Source organism: Dankookia rubra, assembly GCF_004355005.1.
Classification (GTDB): Bacteria; Pseudomonadota; Alphaproteobacteria; order Acetobacterales; family Acetobacteraceae; genus Paracraurococcus; species Paracraurococcus ruber_A.
Map to the genome: position 1 here is coordinate 1 of NZ_SMSJ01000225.1, position 2,595 is coordinate 2,595.

The 2,595-nt window shown below is 64.0% G+C and carries 1 protein-coding gene and 3 pseudogenes; 1 reads left to right on the forward strand and 3 read right to left on the reverse strand.

Annotation, left to right across the window (positions count from 1 at the left end; all coding sequences use genetic code 11):
* Positions 1–112: 112 nt before the first annotated feature.
* Positions 113–265 (forward strand): annotated as a pseudogene (locus E2C06_RS36085) (integrase core domain-containing protein); the annotation flags it as partial.
* 88 nt (positions 266–353) lie between these two features.
* On the opposite strand, the gene E2C06_RS36090 reads toward E2C06_RS36085, so the two are convergent.
* From E2C06_RS36090 to E2C06_RS36100, 3 genes and pseudogenes are all read right to left on the reverse strand, one after another.
* Positions 354–560 (reverse strand): transposase, encoded by a 207-nt coding sequence (locus E2C06_RS36090; protein ID WP_206664847.1) that lies wholly within the window; start codon positions 558–560, stop codon positions 354–356.
* 306 nt (positions 561–866) lie between these two features.
* Positions 867–2,030 (reverse strand): annotated as a pseudogene (locus tag E2C06_RS36095) (IS110 family RNA-guided transposase).
* Positions 2,031–2,185: 155 nt separating this feature from the next.
* Positions 2,186–2,473 (reverse strand): annotated as a pseudogene (locus tag E2C06_RS36100) (integrase core domain-containing protein); the annotation flags it as partial.
* Positions 2,474–2,595 lie beyond the last annotated feature (122 nt).

The window sequence follows — 2,595 nt, forward strand, 5'->3', positions numbered from 1 at the left end:
CGAAGTCTCCGAGGCGATGGTCACCCTGGCCGCAATCCGCTTGATGCTCCATCGCCTCGCCCATCCCAACCGCAGACGACTGCCCGCCCCATGACTTCAAAAACGGGCACTCAGCATCGCGGAGCTGCAGGCCGGCCTCGATAGCTGGGTGGCCGAGTACAACAGACGAAGACCTCACCAGGGTAGGTGGTGCTACGGCAAGACCCCGATGCAAACCTTCCTTGACGCTATCCCACTCGCCAGGGAGAAAATCATGCGCCACTGACCACCGCAGCCACGCTCATCGGCTCATACAGCCAACGCCGTCTGTCAGATGAAGTCCTAGCTATTGATCCGGCTTGGGTGATCTTGATCTATGCGGCGTAGCTGAAGGTCTGGTGGCCAAAGAAGCTGCGGACGCGATCGGGCAACTTCGAGAGCCTGCGCAGGTGGTCGACGGCGGCGCGCTTGAGCTGTGCCTTGCTGCGCGCCGGCGCCTTGCGGGTCACGGCCTGCTTCAGGTCGCCGTTGAGCCCCTCGTCCGGGTTCAGCTCCGGGCTGTACCCTGGCAGGTAGAACACCTCACATGGGGCGTTTCCCTGTCAAGCGCGGTTTTTTATCAGCTCACGAAGGCATCTCCGCTCAGTGTCCAAACGGCGTTCAGGTTTGAGCCCCTCTCTGTCCTGGTAAGTCCAAACCAGGCAACCTCACATTCGGTCGGTGCATACGGCAGCCGTACCACAATCCCGCTTACGGCGATTCGGGCTCAAGAGGGCGAGACCATTCTCGATCGCGGCTTTCGAAGCCATGTTCTATCGGTTCACCCACCTGGATCCGTCAGGACGTGATCAGGGTCCTGCCGAATGAGAACGCAATAATCTGGCTGATTAGGCAGCCTTCATCACGGCGCCTTTGATGACGACGCCACCGGTCGCAAGCCTCCACAACGCAACAAGCAGCTTTCGCGCCAGGGCGATAATCGCTGTCTTCTTGCCACGGCCACCGTCACGCTTGACGCGATCTTTGAACCAAAGGCTCAGCTCCGAGGTCGGTTGGTGTCGCAGTCACAGCCAGGCCAGCTGGACCATGGTAGTTCGCAATCTCGGGTTGCCCGCCTTGGAGACGCCCTGCTCGTGCCGCACTGATCCGCTCTGCCACGGCGTTGGCGCCAACCCAGCGTAGGCGGCCACCTGCCGGCGATTGCTGAAGGGGCGGAAGAAGCACTCCAGCCAGAGCGCGGCAGCAAACTCGGAGCCGATCCCGCGTAGCCCTGCCAGCGCCGCCACAGGCGCAGGAGCCGCGTCGTCCACGGGCGCCATCAGGGCATCCCGCTCCCCCTCTACGGCGTCGAGCTGCCCGAGCAGCAGCTCCAGTCGGTCGAGTTCGCGGCCGATCTGCGCCTTCAGGTGAGCGGGCAAGGGCCGCCCATCGCCAGTCGCCAACTCTTCCAGCCGCCGGCGTCGGTCACGGTGCAGCGGCTCGTAGTCGGGGATACCCTGGGAGAACAGCACTCCCTTGATCCGGTTGACGTGCTCCACCCGCTCGGCCATCAGCGTCTTGCGCTCGCGGCAGAGCCGACGGCGGTCCTCCTCTGCCGGGCTTGGCGCCCTGACCATGCTGCAGACGCGCGGTTCGCCGCGCTTGTACGCCAGCAGCGTCCGCAGCAGGGCCTCTCCGTCGATGCGGACCGTCTTCGCCCGACGTCGCCGACGCGAGGTCAGGACCGAGGCGGCATCGACGACATGGCTCTCGATGCTCTCCCGCTCCAGCACGCGGTGCACCCAGAAGCCGTCGAGGCCAGCCTCCTGGATGACGATGACCCGGAAGGTCTTGCCCGTGCGGGCCTGCGCCCGCGCCTGCAGCCTGGCGAGTAGGCCCAAGAGGCCTGCTGCATCGCCGCCGCGAACCGAGTGCTTGGACATCTTCTCCCCGCCACCTGGCGACAGCGAGGTGATCAGCCAAGTCGAACGAGAGAGCTCCAGAGATACGAAGATCGCAGCGAGCTTGACATCTATGGCGGCCTGGGGTGGGCCAAGTGCGGATGCGGACATCGTCGCCTCCCGAGTGGTGGTGCGCGGCCACAATCCACTAAACTACCCGTCGCTATCCACCGCCCCATAGGATCTCGATCTCGGCCTCCCGCCCGACGAGCCAGTCGCGGACCGGGTTTGTCCCGCTCTGGTGGACAGTTGATGGGCTTGGTTGATTACGGGTCTGCCGCGGCGGCTTGCTGCTTCTCTTTCTCGTAGGTCATGGGCGAGCGGTGACCCAGCGCTGAGTGAAGTCTGGCTGGGTTGTACCAGGCCTCGATGAAGCTGAAGGTTGCCATGCGCACTTCGGCGTGGAAGGCGAAGCGGCGTCGTGCGAGCAACTCGCATTCCAGGACGGCGAAGAAGCTCTCGCACAGGGCATTGTCATAGGCTTCGCCGACGGAACCCATGGACGGCCGGATGCCGGCTTCTCTGCAGCGCTTGCCGAACGCCAGGGACGTATATTACTTGGGTTCAGGCGGTCGTCGCAACACCAGTCGATGCCGACTGGGCCTGTCCCGCTTTCACGGACACCTTTGATAGGCTGAGGAGCCTGGGAGGTGTCGATGGCGGAGAGCAATAGACA